We start from the raw sequence: 17,032 nt of genomic DNA on the forward strand, positions 1-17,032 counted from the left end.
GTAAGTGATTTTTTCATGGTGTTTTGCCTCGTTGTTAAGCCGTCAGGCGCCAGTATTCGTTGAGCCATGCTTCAGGCTCATTACCGAGCCGTTGTACCAGCTCATGCGCGATTTCGGCGTTTTGTGGTTCACCGGACAACACGCTAAGGATGTTGTCCATTGTCTTAATATCCGCATCAATATCGTCGCTGTTGCGCGGATAGAGGTTGAAAGATGCAATAGCAGACTGTTGCCCCTGTTTAACAAGGAACTGCCTGGAGTGTTCAGTAATCGACATCAGAGCATCGTATTCCGCATCTGTGAGGAAGGCGTAATCCGTGCGGATAGCTTCCGGATCGCGCAGGCAAATTTTCGTCACGGTCTGCGACATGATGGTACGACCAATACGGCTGGACAGCGCATCGTTCGGCTCCTGGGTGGCAAACACATAGATGGCGTCTTTCTTACGGTCAGTCTTGATACCGCGCTTAACTTCGCGCTCGATAACCGGATCATCAAGATAGGCGTGGAACTCGTCAAAGCACTGAATGACGCGGCGTTTACCATCTATGGAATCACGCACCCGGTACAGCAGGTACATCATCAGCGGTGTACGGGCGGGGCTGGATACTTCTTCTTTAGCTGCAATAAACTCGGATAAATCAAAGCCAAAAATATCGTTCGTGCTGAGATCCAGGCTATCTTCGTCATTATCAAAAAGCCAGCCATACTGGCCTTCTCGCGTCCATTCGCGCAGCAGCCCTTTCAGCGATACGCCGTTCTCCACCACTTCATTCACGTACCCGTCCAGGATAGTAACGGTGCGCGCCTCACGCGGAATAAGTGAACCTTCACCCATAACCGCATCAACACCTTCAGCCAGCTCGGTTGCCATCGTTGCGCTGATTGGCCCGTTATTGGTGGTTTCTACGCAAATGCGGAACAGGTTTTTAATAAGAGCGATATTGCGTTTGGTAGGCTCTATCTGAAGCGGTGCAAACCCGGACGGCATACCTTGTTGCAGGACTTTATAGTAGCCGCCAACGCTTCGAATGAACGGCTCCATACCGCGGTCACGGTCATACACAAAAAGTCGCGGGTTGTACTTCATTGACTGTGCCAGAAGGAAGTTAAGCAGTGTGGTTTTACCTTCCCCTGACATACCTGTTATTAACGCGTGGCCCAACGGGCGTTTCCCGTAAGAAATTTCTTCAAGCGGGGTCACATGAAAATTGAAGTAAAGTGGTGTACCGCTGATCGTGCGGAACATGGTAAGCGCTGGCCCCCAGGGATTATTATCAGGCTTACCACGCATGAAATTGTGGAACGGGCTGAAGTGTAAAAAGTTCCATGAGTTTACCGGGACAGGGCGCGGCGCCCATTTTTGGTTGCCCGGCAGTTTCGCAAAATATGCGGCTTCTGAGGCCAGGCTGATAGTACCGCCAACCACACCGCACCCCGTCAGCATAACCTTCACACGGCGCGCTTTACGTTGCACCGCATGTTGATCTTTATCCCAGACATGTACGGTTCCATGATGGTAGCCCATCACGAACTCCCTGGACGTCAGCATATCGAGCGCGGTACCCAGCTGCGCCAGCTGGCTTTGCGCACGGTCGCGGGTTTCCTGCAAAGATTTTTCCTGATGCGTCAGGAATGTTTTAGCTGAAGATTCAGAGAGGCAAGAAAAACTCTGCGTGAGAAGATATTCAAAATCAGCTTCTTTAAGCATATTGAGCTGGCCCGGCTCTGTTTCTTCCTCATAGTCACGAAACTCGATACCGGTGGTATAAAAGTTGTGATCTACCGTTCTGACCTGGACAACATCACCCCACAGAGAGCTAACAGGCCGGTTGTCCATAATGTAGTCACGAATACGCTCGCGACAGACCGGCACCATCGCCCATTCCATATTTGCGAGAAAATAAAGGAACTCCAGCGCTTTAGAATATGCGTGTGCTTGAGAAGGTTCAGGGTCGTTACGTTCAATAACAACAGCTTCGTCAAAGACGTCTGTTTCATCGACTTCCGCCAGTTCTTCGACCTCTTTTTTATCAGGCGCAGGAATCTCATTACCGCGTTTATCACGATAATAAATACCAAGCTGCTGAATGCCGTAAGGCTTCATGGCTTCAAGAATTTGTTCGGAAACATCTTCCAGACCTTCAAGAGCCTCATTCTGCATTTGCTGAATTTGTTCGCGGGTCGGCTTTTCAAATTTGGCTAAAAATTTCTGGGTTTTATCCCCTACCTGTTTATAGATAACAGTCAGATACAGATCGTTAATCAGCTGTTTAGAATCACCGTGCAGCTTGCGGTTATATTTATCAACATAAGCAGGGAAAAACTGGTCATACTCACCATCTGGATATTCTTTGGCTTCATGGTGATATTCATGCGTCCAAAGCTCTACCTGGTCTGTGCCGAAACTCTTAACCAGTGTATTAAGGTCTTTATGCCAGGTAACGAGTTCTCTATCTGATGCGCAATCATGGGTGCGGCCATCCAGCTTGAAAAAAGCCATCAGATCGCCATTTTCCATCGAAATCACGTAATCATTGAGGTGATAAGAATAGGGCAAATACTTTTTATTTACCGACGGTTCCTTACGGAAGGCATCAATTTTTTTTGGCTTAGTAGCGGTGGCAGCTCTCATTATTTTAAACCCTTACGTTTGTAATCAGCAGTGGAATAAGAAGAACCTCCCCACTGTTTAAACGGAGAATCGAACCAATTACTGAATTTGGTTTTCAACCACAGCCCCATGATCCGAAACATGCGGTCGTCATATTTTGTCAGTGCAGCAGACGGAATCCACAGAAAGACGAAAACCAGAATCGCCCATAAATGGATGATCATAAAAAGCGACGCGGAAGCCATAAAAATCATCATGGCGACGTCACGCGGCAAGCCTATTGCTCGCGGTAAGCGAGTGGCTCCTTTGAAAAACGGTCTTTTACCATCGACAAACATCTTTTGCTTTCCTCTCTTTGGGGGACAGATTGCCCCCCTACTGAATGACAGGTCAGCTTCCTACACCGGTTAAAGAAACGAGGTAAGACGCAGAACCGATACCGATCAGGCCAATAACGATGCGCGGCATGAAACTGGCAGGAATTACGTGAAGCATCCACATAAAGCAGCTGACAATAATCGCAATAGCACAGCCGATAGGAATCCAGGTGTCCAGCCACGTCTGGATAGATGTAGCGGTGGTTTCACCAGTATCTGTGCCAGCGGCCAGCGCGATTTGCGGCAGGGCAATGGACAGAACGCCCATAACTACCGCAGGGCCATACTTTTTAAACAACGTGGTCATACTTTCTCCTTACTCATCATCTTCTGTTGATTTCAGATTTAACCGGCATTCTTCAACGCCACACTTATCTTTCAAAAACTCCGCCAGTAGCCTTAAATCAGCCCAGGTTCGTAGCTCATGCTCTTTGTTAACCCGAATGGAACATGCGATCTGGCCCAGCTGTTCGTCGTCTATCTGAAAAACGGGATACCACTTCTTTAATGAAACCCGTTCTATCGTTACCTCCTTCACTTTTCCCGCTTCAAATAGTTCCAGGATCTGTGATTGCAATACCAGGTACAAACGTTCCATCCATAACCTCACTCCCCCTTCGCTGTTTCCTGTTTGGTTAAAAAAGCATCCGTATTATTTCGGGTGAAGGCATCACCATCACCCGAACCAAAAACATCTTGTTCACCGTCATATTGCGGCGCCGTACTTTTTGCCTGCGGTGGCTCAGTCACGGCGCTGTCCTCAATGGTCTGGCCGTCAGGTAGCAGCGTAGGGATTTTTAAATCAGTTGATTGCCGCGCCACGTCGATAACTTTCGTGACATACCCGTTAGAAATCCCGTTTGTGAGTGATCCGGTGTTGTAGCAGGAAAGCGCGTGTCTCAGCGCTACCTGCCCGGCCGGGTAGGATTTCAGGGCGGTATCATAACAGGCTTTAAGGATCGTCTGACTCGCGCGGAGGTTGATGCAGGGCTTGAAAATATCGTCAACCGAAAGACCCAGGCCCACCAAATTATTTGAGTTAATTTGTGCAAGGCCCATGTCAAAACTCTTATCATCTTTCAGCAGAACTTTCGCAACGCTGACAGCCTCGGCTTCAGTACGCGGTTGCTGTTTTAACTGGGCACTACCGTTAATATTGATCCTGTACGGCCCATTTGCGGACTCATGGCCGACGATGTACGCCATCGTTAATGGTGAAACATCAGGCGCACATCTCTGCGCAAGCCTGGCAACTTCATCAGAGGCAGGCGCAGCAATGGCATTGCCATAACAAGCAAGGCAGGCCAGCGCAAGAACCAGGAGTTTTGGATGTTTACTCATTTACGTTTCACCGCGTAATTGTAATTTCGACGACTTTTGTTTATGATAAGGGCTAATGAGATCGTGTCAAGAAGAAACGAAAAGAAAACCACTGAAGGAAGGAAGGTGATGCTGGTTCCCCTGAAATCAGAAAAACGACCAAAAGGCGAACCCGTGTATCGTGACCCGGATAACCCTTTTAATACGTGGACTGGTATAGGGAAGCGCCCGGCCTGGCTAACCGCAAAACTGGATTCAGGCATCAGCCTGGAAGCCATGAGGATGCAGGGCGCAGGCAATCCCAGAGAACACAGACCAGCCAAATACCGCGATCCCAGGAACGCAGAAAATACCTGGTCCGGGACTGGCCGCAGACCAACCTGGCTTAAAGAGCTGCTTGACAGTGGTATATCACTGGATGATCTGAAGATATAACCGGAGGATATAAAAATGGGTGAAGTTATTGATTTTACAGAAAGGCAAAAATGCAGAAAGAAGAAAAAGGCATCTTCCATTCCGCCCATTTTAAGAAAATTCTGTGTCCATGCGATCAGGTTACTCGCCAGCATCATCAAATCCGGCTCTTATTCAGTCGTTTATATCGTTAAGAAAATTACGTGGAAGTTAATCAAATTTTTCGCAATTTTAACGATTTTTGTTTTTGTTGTCGAATATATCGCGGGCGATATAGGTTACAAATCAATATATAACGCAGCGTTATTATTAACGTTACTTACCGTAATTAACTTTCTGGCGAGTGTCTATCTGAAAAAGCAATTAAGGACAAAGAAATGAAGAAATTAATCATACCTTTGATAGCCGCAGGCAGCCTGTTCTATCTGCCTGTAAGCCATGCTGAAGATCCCTGCAAGGTTATTATGTGCATGGCGGGCAAACTTACCGGCGATAGCGGAGGAAGTGAGTGTAATAGTGCTGAAGCCGCTTTCTTCAACATCGTGAAAAAGAACAAGCATGGTTTTTTACCCAATCACACGAAAGATGCCAGGAAGGCTTTTCTTAATGAATGCCCGGATAATGGAGAAGGTGGAAGCAACCAGTCAATGATTAGTCAGATAATAAGCAAATACGGAAAAGTTCGTTTATAAGCGAACTAAATATAATTAGGAATAATCTCAATATAAGGAGACACCATGAAAAAAATTATATTTGGTGCATTAGCCTGTACTGCCCTTTTAACCGGATGCGTCAGCCAGGATAAAGGCAATGCTATGCAAAGTCAGCTGAACAACCAGCAACGCCAGATTAACGAATTATCCGTTCGTTTGCAGTCTGCGGAGTCCCGGCTATCAAAGCAGGAAGAAAAGCTGCGCAACGAACTGCTGCAATCCAGCGGCTATTGCTATCTGAACGGCGCCCGCTATTCGACCGGCACCGTTCTTTATGGGCGCATTTGCCAGAATCAGTCAGGCAGTGCTTCATGGCAGGTTTACAGCCGTCGCTAATCACCAGGGCGGTTAAACCGCCCTTTTCTTTACCCTCAGAAAGCCCACTATGAACATAATCCGGCACTGTTGCAAATAGTCGGTGGTGATAAACTTATCATCCCCTTTTGCTGATGGAGCTGCACATGAACCCATTCAAAGGCCGGCATTTTCAGCGTGACATCATTCTGTGGGCCGTACGCTGGTACTGCAAATACGGCATCAGTTACCGTGAGCTGCAGGAGATGCTGGCTGAACGCGGAGTGAATGTCGATCACTCCACGATTTACCGCTGGGTTCAGCGTTATGCGCCTGAAATGGAAAAACGGCTGCGCTGGTACTGGCGTAACCCTTCCGATCTTTGCCCGTGGCACATGGATGAAACCTACGTGAAGGTCAATGGCCGCTGGGCGTATCTGTACCGGGCCGTCGACAGCCGGGGCCGCACTGTCGATTTTTATCTCTCCTCCCGTCGTAACAGCAAAGCTGCATACCGGTTTCTGGGTAAAATCCTCAACAACGTGAAGAAGTGGCAGATCCCGCGATTCATCAACACGGATAAAGCGCCCGCCTATGGTCGCGCGCTTGCTCTGCTCAAACGCGAAGGCCGGTGCCCGTCTGACGTTGAACACCGACAGATTAAGTACCGGAACAACGTGATTGAATGCGATCATGGCAAACTGAAACGGATAATCGACGCCACGCTGGGATTTAAATCCATGAAGACGGCTTACGCCACCATCAAAGGTATTGAGGTGATGCGTGCACTACGCAAAGGCCAGGCCTCAGCATTTTATTATGGTGATCCCCTGGGCGAAATGCGCCTGGTAAGCAGAGTTTTTGAAATGTAAGGCCTTTGAATAAGACAAAAGGCTGCCTCATCGCTAACTTTGCAACAGTGCCACCACATCGGGGTGGAGTCTGCCCCCCCGCACATCACCCCGGCACGCGGGCCACCGCTGTGGGAGGGCTGCGACGCGCCGGTGGATGATGGTGCGCAAGGCGAGCCGGATTGGGATCTGGCAGCTCAACCCGACGAGGTAGACCAGCGCGTCAATTGGTGACCCAGTGAAGCGGCGGTATCCATCGCTGCGGGGAAGCAGCTGCGCGCGCGCCAGGCCCAAATGCATACTGCCTCCCAAGCTCTTGCCATTGAGCGGCAAGCGAGCGCTCAACCTTCCTTGGCCGAACGTGTTTCGAGGCCCAAAACTCGTGCCATACTTGGCCTCATGCGGTTGAATTTCCTATCCGTCGTGCCATACTTGGCCTCATGCGGTTGAATTTCCTATCCGTGGCTTTGAAAAACAGCTCGCAACGTTACGTCAATTAATTGAAGATGAAAACTCACAAGCTTTAATGGGCGTGTTGGGACATGCGCAAGCCGCACGACAACATTTTAATCATATGCTTGCCAATAAACCTTTGATGGAGAAAAATAAAGTGACACAACAATTTACTATTTTACCCGGTGCGAAAACTTTCCAAGGTAAATTTACGGTACCCGGTGATAAATCAGTGTCACATCGCTCCATCATGTTTGGCGCAATTGCGGAAGGTACAACGCGTGTTACCGGTTTCTTGGAGGGTGAAGATGCTTTGGCGACTTTACAGGCTTTTCGAGATATGGGTGTCAGTATCGAGGGACCTAAAAATGGTGAAGTCACCATTCATGGGGTGGGCATGCACGGTTTAAAAGCCCCTGCTAGTGCTTTGTATATGGGGAACTCTGGAACCTCAATGCGTTTACTTTCAGGTATGTTGTCTGCACAAAAGTTTGATTCGGTGATGACGGGTGATGCATCGTTGTCTAAACGTCCAATGGAACGAATTGCTCAACCTTTGCGTGCAATGGGTGCGCAAATTCAAACCACGGGCGAACGTGGTACACCACCTGTGTCTATGATGGGTGGTCAACATTTACAAGGCATTCATTATGATTTGCCTATGGCTTCTGCACAGGTGAAATCAGGTATTTTATTGGCAGGTCTATGGGCAAAGGGTGAAACTTCAATTACTGAGCCTGAACCTACGCGTGACCACTCTGAACGTATGCTACGTGCTTTTGGTTATGATGTAAAAACTGAAGGCAATCGTATTTCATTACAAGGCGGTGGAAAGCTGATTGGGACTGACATTCAGGTTCCATCAGATATTTCTTCAGCGGCTTTCTTTATGGTCGGTGCTGCAATTACTGAAGGTTCAGATATTACCTTAGAAGCTGTTGGTATTAATCCAACACGTACAGGTGTAATTGAAATTTTGAAACAAATGGGTGCAGACTTAACTGTAGAGAACGAACGGATTGCAGGCGGAGAGCCGATTGCAGATATTCGCATTAAAGGCACACGTACTTTAAAGGGTATTCATATGCCTGAAGATCAAGTTCCTTTGGCGATTGATGAGTTTCCTGCGCTTTTTATTGCAGCAGCATGTGCTGAGGGTCAAACCATTTTAACAGGAGCTGCGGAGCTTCGAGTCAAAGAGTCTGATCGAATTCAAGTGATGGCAGATGGTTTAAAAACGATGGGAATTGACTGCACACCGACGGATGATGGCATTGTTATTGAAGGTCAGGGCAAAGCGGGTGACTGGTCTGCAATTTTCACTGGTGGTGAAATTGAATCACATCATGATCATCGTATTGCCATGAGTTTTAGTATGGCGGGTTTACGTACTTCAGGTGCAATTAAAATTGTAGGAACAGAAACGGTTGCAACCAGTTTCCCAACCTTTACTGAACTGACCAATCAAGCAGGGCTTACTATTCAAGTGAGTGAATAATTGGTCTGATATTTGTTATTTGTTTGACAACAACCAAGCTTTTGCTTGGTTGTTTTGTTTTTATTGCTTATTCTAAAACCATACAATAAAAATGAACTTGGATCAGCAAATGAGAAAACTACAATTTACCGCACATTGTGAAAAGCATAATCCTGCTTCACCACAGTCCAATGATTGTGATACGACTCAAGCTTATGTGGCGGATCTTTTGGCACAGCAACTTGAACAGTATGGCTTTAAGACTCAAAATATCTGCACAGATTCAAAGCAATTGTCGGTAAGTGTGGAAAATCATCCATTACCTTTATCTGTCACTTGTCGAAAAAAGTCTGAAAATGGCCTATTGATGTGTGAAATTTCTTCACATCCTGAAGAAGAGCAGGATTGGTTTTCAAGAATAGAAATGCAAAGCGTGATTAAACAACTGGCACAAGCGGTCGAAAATACGTTAAAGCAAGATAAATCTTTTGCTGAGTTTGAGTGGAAAAGTTGATAGAAGTGAGCAAAATTTTTGTGTCGAAGTCAGCAATACTTCTGAATAACTAAGCTGAAAAGCAATAAAAAACCATCTTTTAAGATGGTTTTTTATTGCTTTTAGAATTTTTATTTAACAATTAAAAACCGAGCAATCGCAATCCGTAACTGTTTTAAGGGCACTGTTGCAAATAGTCGGTGGTGATAAACTTATCATCCCCTTTTGCTGATGGAGCTGCACATGAACCCATTCAAAGGCCGGCATTTTCAGCGTGACATCATTCTGTGGGCCGTACGCTGGTACTGCAAATACGGCATCAGTTACCGTGAGCTGCAGGAGATGCTGGCTGAACGCGGAGTGAATGTCGATCACTCCACGATTTACCGCTGGGTTCAGCGTTATGCGCCTGAAATGGAAAAACGGCTGCGCTGGTACTGGCGTAACCCTTCCGATCTTTGCCCGTGGCACATGGATGAAACCTACGTGAAGGTCAATGGCCGCTGGGCGTATCTGTACCGGGCCGTCGACAGCCGGGGCCGCACTGTCGATTTTTATCTCTCCTCCCGTCGTAACAGCAAAGCTGCATACCGGTTTCTGGGTAAAATCCTCAACAACGTGAAGAAGTGGCAGATCCCGCGATTCATCAACACGGATAAAGCGCCCGCCTATGGTCGCGCGCTTGCTCTGCTCAAACGCGAAGGCCGGTGCCCGTCTGACGTTGAACACCGACAGATTAAGTACCGGAACAACGTGATTGAATGCGATCATGGCAAACTGAAACGGATAATCGACGCCACGCTGGGATTTAAATCCATGAAGACGGCTTACGCCACCATCAAAGGTATTGAGGTGATGCGTGCACTACGCAAAGGCCAGGCCTCAGCATTTTATTATGGTGATCCCCTGGGCGAAATGCGCCTGGTAAGCAGAGTTTTTGAAATGTAAGGCCTTTGAATAAGACAAAAGGCTGCCTCATCGCTAACTTTGCAACAGTGCCCATAATCCCCCTCCCTACTGTAGAAAACCTTATTCTCTGGTTTTGCGGTGCCATTGTACTGCTCGGCACTCTATTCTTCAGGCGATCTGTACGGCACCGGCGCCACAAATTGAAACAACAAAGCGCGCGGCGGGTATTGGAGCGTATAAAGACACTACCGGGCTTCCCTCAAAAAATTAGCTACCTGCGGAAAATAGACCCCTTCGTTTTTGAAGAACTACTGTTACACGCCTTTGCAGATGCCGGGTTTGAGATCACCAGAAATGCAAAATACACCGGCGACGGCGGCATTGATGGCCGGTTCTGCGTTGATGGCCGCAACTTTCTCATTCAGGCCAAACGTTATTCATCCTGGGTATCAACTGCACACATTCAGCAGCTGGATATGCTTGCTAAAAGGGAAGGTAGTCTTGCTGTTTTCTGTCACACCGGTAAAACAAGGAAACAGACGCTGGACGCATTCAAAGCGCATAAACGGGTGATGATCATTAGCGGAGAAGCGTTAATAAGCCTGGTCGAAGGCGATACCAGACTTGCGAACCGGTTACGGTTATTCGCGGGGCAGTAATTATTTAGCCATTCAGCCCTTTTGTTGGTGCTACGACCCAGCATTTCGCGCCGTCGTATTCGTTGCCCCCCTCGGCCACGAATACGCATCCCGTTTGATCGACGGCAACCGCGCCGGGCTGTTCGTGCTGAGGATCGCGCAGCTCGTTTTTCCAGCCATAGACCGCACCTTGCCAAAGTAGCACCACGCCGCCCAAGTATTCCTGATTGGCTTGTCGCCACTGCGCGGCGATGTTCCTGATTTCCTCAGTCAACATTACTCCCCTCCCCCTATTAACCACTCATTACGATTGCCAAAATAAAGCTAAATTTTAACCTATTTCATAGTCACAAAAACGATGGTTTTTGTGACACACCTCAAAAGGGCGCATAAACCTACCAAAACACCTTTCCAACTGTAACAAAACTCGTTACAGTATCAGTGTAACAATAACCATGTAACAAATGGAGGCGCTAATGTCATTAGGCAATTTATTCAGTCCCGCAACTTTGAGCGCAGCGTCATGATGATTGGTTACGCGCGTAAATCGACGCATCTTCAGGATGTAGCGCACCAGGTAGATGAATTAAAGAAAGCTGGCTGCGAACAAATATATCAGGAACAAATATCACGCGGAGGCCCAAAGCGCGAAAGCAAAGGCGCCCCGGAGCTGGAGAACTGCCTGAAGGCACTCCGAGAAGGCGATACATTGGTTGTCTGGGCACTGGACAGGTTAGGTGGTTCGCTAGCGCAGGTCATAACCTTACTGGACGATTTGAAAAAGCGAGGCATTACCTTTATTGCTATCAAAGACAGAATAGATACGAGTGCGCCCGTAATAGGCGAAATCTATACACACCTGATGGCAATATTTTCAGCTTTTGAACGTAACCGAAATATAGAACGAACTCGTTCAGGATTAGCAGCTGCGCGCGCAAGAGGCCGGGTAGGAGGAAGGAAACCAGCTTTATCTGAAGAAGATATTAGACAGATAAAAATTTTATTGGCCGACCCTGAAATGACCGTCAGTTTAGTAGCGAAACGGTTTAACGTTTCGCGTATGACTATTTACCGCTATACGAATAGTGATAATGCTTTGGCTGAAAATGCCGGTAAGGAGTAATCATGGCAGAGGATAAACCGCTTACTAAGCAACAAAAGAAAACGGTCGAAGCATCGGCACTGATAAGGCAAGACCCGCCAAAAGGAAACGACCTGGCCTTTACCCATTCAATTTTATGCCAGGTTGGGCTACCGAGATCTAAACCTGAAGGCCGTGAATTTATGCGCCGCTCCGGGGATGCCTGGTTAGTAGTTCAAGCCGGATGGCTTGATGAAGGCAATGGGCCAGTAGAGCAGTGCTTACCATACGGGCCAATGCCGCGCCTTGCTATGGCCTGGGTGTCATCATTTGCATTACGAAACAAAACCCGTGAAATTAAGATAGGCAGTAGTGCTAATGAATTTCTGAAGATATTAGGGATGGAACCGCAAGGCGCCAGACATAAAACACTCAGAACGCAGATGCACGCGCTGGCCGCTTGCAGGCTTCAGCTCGGTTTTCGTGGCCGGACGTATAACGGCCAGCCGGTTGAGCAATTCGATGCGTGGTTAAGAAACGAAGATAGCGGGCAACAATCATTATGGCCGGGATTGCTGGTACTTTCTGAAGGTTATTATAGAGGGCTGCTGGAAAGCGCTGTCCCCCTTGATAACCGAGCGCTTAGCGCGCTTAAAGGATCTGCTCTGGCGCTTGATATTTATGCCTGGCTGGCGCACAGGCTTCACCGAATTGAAGGCCGCCCCGTTTTACTTTATTGGGCTAACCTGCGCGATCAGTTTGCTCAGGAATATAAAGGGAAAGACCCCGATAAAGATTTCAAAAAAAGTTTCCTTCCAGCGTTAAAAGATGTGCTGGCTGTATATCCTGCCGCTAAAGTTCAGCAGGTTAAGGGTGGCATTTTACTTTATTCATCACCTCCCCCTATACCGTACAAAATACCTTAAAAGACAAACGGGCCTCTACAGGCCCGTCTTGCTATAAACACTCAGAGAATAGTTTTTATGCCCGTCAGGGCATGGAAGGCGACCGTGCCGGACTCCACCGGACACCGGCGGCAAATCGCCGGAAACTACGGTGCTGACCAGATCGCCAGGCCAACCCCCCCGCCCTGATAAGCCATAAACCGCTCACCGCCACGCAGCTGCTGCACGTCCCCCACGGGGGTGCGCAGTGGGCGCCGCGCGCCTGCGCGCGGGTACGGCGGCCCGCCTGCGGGTCGCGGCGCCGTACTGCGAGTTACCGGGCGCCACGCGGCCGGTTACGGGGGACACCGCACCGCACGGCCAGCGCCCCGCTGAGCTGCACAATCCACGGATAACATAAAGGGCAAGTTATTCAGCATCAAGCTGTACGCAGCTTTCAGAAAGGTATCCTCAGATAGTCCACAGGCAGGGAGCAAATTTTATCCACATTTTGTCTATTCTGTGAATAAGCCTGTTAATTCAGTAAGTTATCCAAGATAAATCGCCCCCCCCCACCAAGATAAATCGCCCCCCCCTAACTGAGATAAATCGCCCCCCCTAACTGAGATAAATCACCCCCCCTAAGCCAAGATAAATTACCCCCCCCCTAAACCTGTAAGGTAATCCTGTAGTTTTTTCCTGTACGATCTCCTATATATTTATATCCTGTAATTAGCCCATAACATGCAGTGAATAAGTCAGCATTCGTCTTTGCTTACCAGCGCCGCTACGCGGCTCGGTCAACCCCTCAGAACCGCGAAAACAAGTTTCGCAGTTCTTCACGGTTCATGGTTTAATTCGTGCATGGCGCCAGCACCTTCGCGGCACCATCGAGGCCCGCGCTGCTGCCGCACCGGGCCTCACTCAATCATAAAGTTAAGTTTAAAATAACCGTACTTGTATTGACTTAAAGCCTTCAAGCCGCTAATCTCTCTGTATCAGCTTTTTTCGGAGATAAAACAGATGGCGCAGAAAAACAGAATTACCGAAGCAGAATGGACACAACTACTGCCACATATGGCTACGCTTGCACACATCACAACCGATATTGGTTATTCTGTTCTGGTCAAGGGTGAAAAAGCATCCGATGTTGCGGCGCGTGTAGGCCGTTCTAAACAGAATATTTCCAGTACAGCAAAACGTATCTGGGATCTATATCAAAACACCACGTTGCATACTGAAGAAGGTGAAGCCCTTCAGCTCGTTCAGGTCTGGATACCTGAAAAACTCGCTAAAAAGGTTTTAGCTGAAGCCGCCAAGTACAGCGTTAATAAAAATTCTGTCGCTGAATAACGAGGTTATCTTATGCCGCAGGGAAATGTCATATTCAACAAGAAAGGAAAATTCTTCTGGTTTGATGATGAAAACAAAATACCAGGATTGATACGCAGTGAAAAAGAGCAGGAATGGTATATCGCAAAATTATATTATCCGCCTGAATTTGATTACGATACTTCTATGCACGATAAAGAAATACAACATTTGTTATCAAATCCCGAAGAACTAAAACGTTACGAACCGAAATAAAGCCCTTACGGGCTTTTATTTTATAACTACCAGCTGTGCCTTTTCGCAATGCTCCCCGCCGCAGTACACCACAATACCCGGCTTCCCCCATAGATTGATATGACACACCGGGCAGCTGTACTTTTCCCGGTTAGTTTTATTCACTGGTGCTTCCGGCGGGGGCGTAACAAACCGCATTGCTTCTATGATCTCGTCGTCGAGTTCAATCGGGTCGCAGCCTTCCTCCAGTTCGTGTTCGCTACCATCTTCGTCGTCAACATAACCTTTCCCCGTGGGACTCAACACTGCGCCGGGCTTAGGCTGGTAAGGAGGGTATCTGTCCATCCAGGAAAGCCGGAAATGACCCGTCAGCAGTTGATCACAGGCCATATCGAAAGGGCCACCGGCGATGATGTAATGGGTCATGCTCTGGCCCACTTTCCTGCCCCCTTGTTCGCCAGTATCTGAAGGCATCAGCCCTACCCGCTCCATCCGTGCCGCCCATTCTTTGTTATGGTAGCCACGGCGACCAGGCTCGCCAAAATGGAACTGCCACTGGTGAACCATTTCATGTACCAGTGTTGAAAGCGTGTCCTTAATCGTCCTGATCGAGAAGTACACCGGATTCATGGCTATCTCGTCTACGGTGTCACCACTTTCGCGGCCGACAAAGCGCTTAAAAGAACAGTAGCCATACGTTCGCTTCTCACGCTGCAACGTTATCAGGCATGGCGGCAGCTCGTTGCTGAACAACTTCTCATTAAAAAAATCGTAGGCTTTCTGAAGTTCATCGTAGGTTTCGGGCGTTGGCAAAGTCACTGTTAACCTTCCATATGTGTATTGTGCAATACACATAATTTAGCTGATGTTTTATCCAGATGAAACGCATTTCACCGAAAACCGCGATACCGTGCCGAAACTCGTTTCGGTCGGTTGAGGGGTTGACCGGCCCGCGAACGGTGCCGGTTATTATTTGATGGTTGCTGTCGGTATCGAGCGCCAGTCTGTCGTGTAATCCGGGGACAACATCTGTCGCCGCATGGCAAACGTGTTATCTATGCCCTGGCCTGCAAAAAATAGCTGGCTCTTGCCGCGCCGGTTGATACCATCGAGAACGGCCATTAACGCTTCGCTGTCAGCTGAAGGCGTGGCCGAGTCGAACATATCCAGCTGGGCCTCCTTACCGCTGAAATCAGCCAGCATGATCCCTGCTTTTGCATACGCAATATCATCTCGCCAGATTCGCGCCAGCGCGATTTGTGCCGCCTGAATTATCGTGCGGCTGTCCTGGGTTGCCACCGTCAGTTTTTCGGTTGCCTGGTTGGCATATTGTGTATCACGCACAGCATAAGGACTGGTGCGGATAAATACGCTTATAACGCGGCAATATTGCCGCTCACCACGGAGTTTTTCAGCTGCGCGCGCCGCAAAACCGGTGATCGCCTGCTGCATATCCGCCAGGGCTTCTACACGTTGGCCGAATGAACGTGAAACAACAATCTGCTGCTTAGCCGGAGGGCTTTCTTCCAGGCTGAAGCAAGCCTCGCCGCGCAGCTCCCGTACCGTTCTTTCAAGTACAACCCCGAACGTCTTACGGATAAGGCGCGTATCTGCCCTGGCTAATTCCAGCACCGTTTTGATACCCATTGTAGCGAGCGCTTTCTCTGTACGGTGGCCTACGCCCCAGACTTCAGCAACTGGCAGGATGCTCATTAATTTTTTCAGTCTGGTACCATCATCCAGAGCAACCACACCGCCGGTAGCGGGCCATGTTTTTGCCGCGTGGTTACACAGTTTTGCCAGCGTCTTAGTACGGGCAATACCGACTCCGCATACCAGCGTGGTGTGTCGCCTGACTTCCTCGCGCAGCTGGCGCCCGAACGCGTCAAGGCTCATTGCGGCCGCTATCCCTTTGCAGTCAACAAATAGCTCGTCAATTGAATACTGTTCGACGTGGGTCGCAAGGGACTCAACCACGGCCGCGAACCGGGCCGACATAGAAGCGTAAAGCGTGTAATTCGAGCTGAAAATAGCGATGTTATGCCGCTCGATTATGGGCCTGACTTTGAAGTACGGATCGCCCATTTTCAGGCCCGCTTTTTTTGCCAGATAATTGCGGGCCACAATGTTGCCGTCATTATTGGATAAAACGGCCACCGCGCGGTTTGCAAGATCAGGCCGAAATGCCTGCTCACAGCTGGCGTACATGCCATTTACATCAATCAGCGCAAACATACCGGATGCTCGATAAGGGAATGCGTAACCACTCCCCAGATTTCAACGTTCTCATTCTCCGGGTCAATGTAATAGACAGGAAAATCTTTGTTCATCGGCATCAGGCAGGGTCTTGGCTTCAGCAATAGCCGCTTCACGGTAAATTCATTGTGGATGCAGGCGACTACGATTGAGCCGTGGCTGGCCGTCAGCGAGCGATCGACAACCAGTACGTCACCATCATGAATACGGCCATCTTCCATCGACGAGCCAGAAACCCGCAGAAAGTAAGTTGCTGAAGGGTGGCGAACGCAATATTCATGCAGATTTAGCTCCTGCTTTTCGTAGCCCTGTGCCGGGCTGGGGAACCCGGCAGAAATTCTTTGCAGATAAAACGGGATGCTGTGTATCCGGCAGGCGCCGGAGTTTTCAAAAATTTCGACCTTCATAGCGATCTTCCAAATCACTGTTTATTTATACAGTATCGCTGTTATGGTCAGGTTGGCAAGTTTTACCGCTTCGATACTATATGTAGTGCTTTTTCAGCTGCCGGCGAACGCTATATATAGTGTTTATATGGCTTCCTGCTTACTCAGTGTCCCCCGTAACCGGCCGCGTGGCGTCCGGTAACTCGCAGTACGGCGCCGCGACCCGCAGGCGGGCCGCCGTACCCGCGCGCAGGCGCGCGGCGCCCACTGCGCACCCCCGTGGGGGACGTGCAGCAGCTGCGTGGC

General features: G+C 48.8%; 21 protein-coding genes and 2 pseudogenes. 14 read left to right on the forward strand and 9 right to left on the reverse strand.

What is annotated here, in order from left to right; genetic code table 11:
* Positions 1–34: 34 nt before the first annotated feature.
* From KFZ77_RS19500 to KFZ77_RS19520, 5 genes are read right to left on the reverse strand one after another with little or no spacing between them, the layout of a single operon-like run.
* Complete coding sequence (locus tag KFZ77_RS19500; protein ID WP_178897586.1) at positions 35–2,635, reverse strand: VirB4 family type IV secretion/conjugal transfer ATPase; 2,601 nt, start codon at positions 2,633–2,635, stop codon at positions 35–37.
* Positions 2,635–2,952 carry a VirB3 family type IV secretion system protein gene (locus KFZ77_RS19505; protein WP_178897587.1) on the reverse strand — a complete coding sequence of 106 codons (318 nt, stop codon included), beginning with the start codon at positions 2,950–2,952 and terminating at the stop codon, positions 2,635–2,637. Before KFZ77_RS19505 ends, KFZ77_RS19500 begins: the two co-directional genes overlap by 1 nt.
* Positions 2,953–3,004: 52 nt before the next feature.
* Entirely contained in the window at positions 3,005–3,298 is a 294-nt protein-coding gene (locus KFZ77_RS19510; protein WP_137486198.1) for a TrbC/VirB2 family protein, read from the reverse strand.
* Positions 3,299–3,307: 9 nt separating this feature from the next.
* Positions 3,308–3,589, reverse strand: a complete 282-nt coding sequence (gene korA, locus KFZ77_RS19515; RefSeq protein ID WP_032734186.1) for a transcriptional repressor KorA — start codon at positions 3,587–3,589, stop codon at positions 3,308–3,310.
* Positions 3,590–3,597: 8 nt separating this feature from the next.
* Complete coding sequence (locus KFZ77_RS19520; protein WP_137486199.1) at positions 3,598–4,332, reverse strand: lytic transglycosylase domain-containing protein; 735 nt, start codon at positions 4,330–4,332, stop codon at positions 3,598–3,600.
* Between the two features lie 108 nt (positions 4,333–4,440).
* Between KFZ77_RS19520 and KFZ77_RS19525 the strand changes: the two genes are divergently transcribed.
* The 10 genes and pseudogenes from KFZ77_RS19525 to KFZ77_RS19570 all read left to right on the forward strand — a co-directional run bounded on the left by KFZ77_RS19525 (position 4,441) and on the right by KFZ77_RS19570 (position 10,574).
* Positions 4,441–4,746: an H-NS histone family protein gene (locus tag KFZ77_RS19525; protein WP_170983088.1), complete on the forward strand. Its 306-nt coding sequence runs from the start codon at positions 4,441–4,443 to the stop codon at positions 4,744–4,746.
* A 15-nt stretch (positions 4,747–4,761) separates the two neighbouring features.
* Positions 4,762–5,106 carry a hypothetical protein gene (locus tag KFZ77_RS19530; protein ID WP_264386234.1) on the forward strand — a complete coding sequence of 115 codons (345 nt, stop codon included), beginning with the start codon at positions 4,762–4,764 and terminating at the stop codon, positions 5,104–5,106.
* Positions 5,103–5,417 carry a TrbM/KikA/MpfK family conjugal transfer protein gene (locus tag KFZ77_RS19535; protein WP_137486223.1) on the forward strand — a complete coding sequence of 105 codons (315 nt, stop codon included), beginning with the start codon at positions 5,103–5,105 and terminating at the stop codon, positions 5,415–5,417. The genes KFZ77_RS19530 and KFZ77_RS19535 overlap by 4 nt, the downstream gene beginning before the upstream one ends.
* A gap of 45 nt (positions 5,418–5,462) precedes the next feature.
* Positions 5,463–5,774 carry a hypothetical protein gene (locus KFZ77_RS19540; RefSeq protein ID WP_032734181.1) on the forward strand — a complete coding sequence of 104 codons (312 nt, stop codon included), beginning with the start codon at positions 5,463–5,465 and terminating at the stop codon, positions 5,772–5,774.
* 125 nt (positions 5,775–5,899) lie between these two features.
* The gene (locus tag KFZ77_RS19545) at positions 5,900–6,604 is read left to right on the forward strand and encodes an IS6-like element IS26 family transposase (RefSeq protein ID WP_001067848.1); all 705 of its coding nucleotides are present in this window, start codon (positions 5,900–5,902) and stop codon (positions 6,602–6,604) included.
* Positions 6,605–6,655: 51 nt separating this feature from the next.
* A pseudogene (locus tag KFZ77_RS19550) lies at positions 6,656–6,817 on the forward strand (IS91 family transposase); the annotation flags it as partial.
* Positions 6,818–7,040: 223 nt separating this feature from the next.
* A pseudogene (gene aroA, locus KFZ77_RS19555) lies at positions 7,041–8,534 on the forward strand (3-phosphoshikimate 1-carboxyvinyltransferase); the annotation flags it as partial.
* A gap of 109 nt (positions 8,535–8,643) precedes the next feature.
* Positions 8,644–9,027, forward strand: a complete 384-nt coding sequence (locus KFZ77_RS19560; protein WP_148570043.1) for a hypothetical protein — start codon at positions 8,644–8,646, stop codon at positions 9,025–9,027.
* Between the two features lie 222 nt (positions 9,028–9,249).
* Positions 9,250–9,954: an IS6-like element IS26 family transposase gene (locus KFZ77_RS19565; protein WP_001067848.1), complete on the forward strand. Its 705-nt coding sequence runs from the start codon at positions 9,250–9,252 to the stop codon at positions 9,952–9,954.
* 161 nt (positions 9,955–10,115) lie between these two features.
* Positions 10,116–10,574, forward strand: a complete 459-nt coding sequence (locus KFZ77_RS19570) for a restriction endonuclease (protein ID WP_250217066.1) — start codon at positions 10,116–10,118, stop codon at positions 10,572–10,574.
* Between the two features lie 4 nt (positions 10,575–10,578).
* Here the strand turns inward: KFZ77_RS19570 and KFZ77_RS19575 are convergent, their stop codons facing one another.
* Positions 10,579–10,830 carry an antirestriction protein ArdR gene (locus KFZ77_RS19575; RefSeq protein WP_137486154.1) on the reverse strand — a complete coding sequence of 84 codons (252 nt, stop codon included), beginning with the start codon at positions 10,828–10,830 and terminating at the stop codon, positions 10,579–10,581.
* Positions 10,831–11,076: 246 nt separating this feature from the next.
* Between KFZ77_RS19575 and KFZ77_RS19580 the strand changes: the two genes are divergently transcribed.
* The 4 genes from KFZ77_RS19580 (at position 11,077) to KFZ77_RS19595 (ending at position 14,105) form a co-directional block, all read left to right on the forward strand.
* Positions 11,077–11,676 (forward strand): recombinase family protein, encoded by a 600-nt coding sequence (locus KFZ77_RS19580; RefSeq protein ID WP_137486155.1) that lies wholly within the window; start codon positions 11,077–11,079, stop codon positions 11,674–11,676.
* Between the two features lie 2 nt (positions 11,677–11,678).
* Entirely contained in the window at positions 11,679–12,560 is an 882-nt protein-coding gene (locus tag KFZ77_RS19585; protein WP_135121827.1) for a replication protein RepA, read from the forward strand.
* 981 nt (positions 12,561–13,541) lie between these two features.
* Positions 13,542–13,871 carry a TrfB-related DNA-binding protein gene (locus KFZ77_RS19590; protein WP_137486122.1) on the forward strand — a complete coding sequence of 110 codons (330 nt, stop codon included), beginning with the start codon at positions 13,542–13,544 and terminating at the stop codon, positions 13,869–13,871.
* A 12-nt stretch (positions 13,872–13,883) separates the two neighbouring features.
* Positions 13,884–14,105 carry a hypothetical protein gene (locus KFZ77_RS19595; protein ID WP_137486123.1) on the forward strand — a complete coding sequence of 74 codons (222 nt, stop codon included), beginning with the start codon at positions 13,884–13,886 and terminating at the stop codon, positions 14,103–14,105.
* A gap of 15 nt (positions 14,106–14,120) precedes the next feature.
* Here KFZ77_RS19595 and KFZ77_RS19600 read toward each other — a convergent pair whose 3' ends face one another.
* The 3 genes from KFZ77_RS19600 to mucA all read right to left on the reverse strand — a co-directional run bounded on the left by KFZ77_RS19600 (position 14,121) and on the right by mucA (position 16,747).
* Complete coding sequence (locus KFZ77_RS19600) at positions 14,121–14,903, reverse strand: SprT-like domain-containing protein (protein ID WP_137486124.1); 783 nt, start codon at positions 14,901–14,903, stop codon at positions 14,121–14,123.
* Positions 14,904–15,053: 150 nt separating this feature from the next.
* Positions 15,054–16,319, reverse strand: coding sequence for a translesion error-prone DNA polymerase V subunit MucB (gene mucB / locus KFZ77_RS19605; RefSeq protein ID WP_264386229.1), 1,266 nt, complete (start codon positions 16,317–16,319; stop codon positions 15,054–15,056).
* Positions 16,307–16,747 (reverse strand): translesion error-prone DNA polymerase V autoproteolytic subunit MucA, encoded by a 441-nt coding sequence (mucA, locus tag KFZ77_RS19610; RefSeq protein WP_137486221.1) that lies wholly within the window; start codon positions 16,745–16,747, stop codon positions 16,307–16,309. Before mucA ends, mucB begins: the two co-directional genes overlap by 13 nt.
* Between the last annotated feature and the right edge of the window lie 285 nt (positions 16,748–17,032).

The sequence above is a fragment of the Siccibacter colletis genome (assembly GCF_025914095.1).
Taxonomy (GTDB): domain Bacteria; phylum Pseudomonadota; class Gammaproteobacteria; order Enterobacterales; family Enterobacteriaceae; genus Siccibacter; species Siccibacter colletis.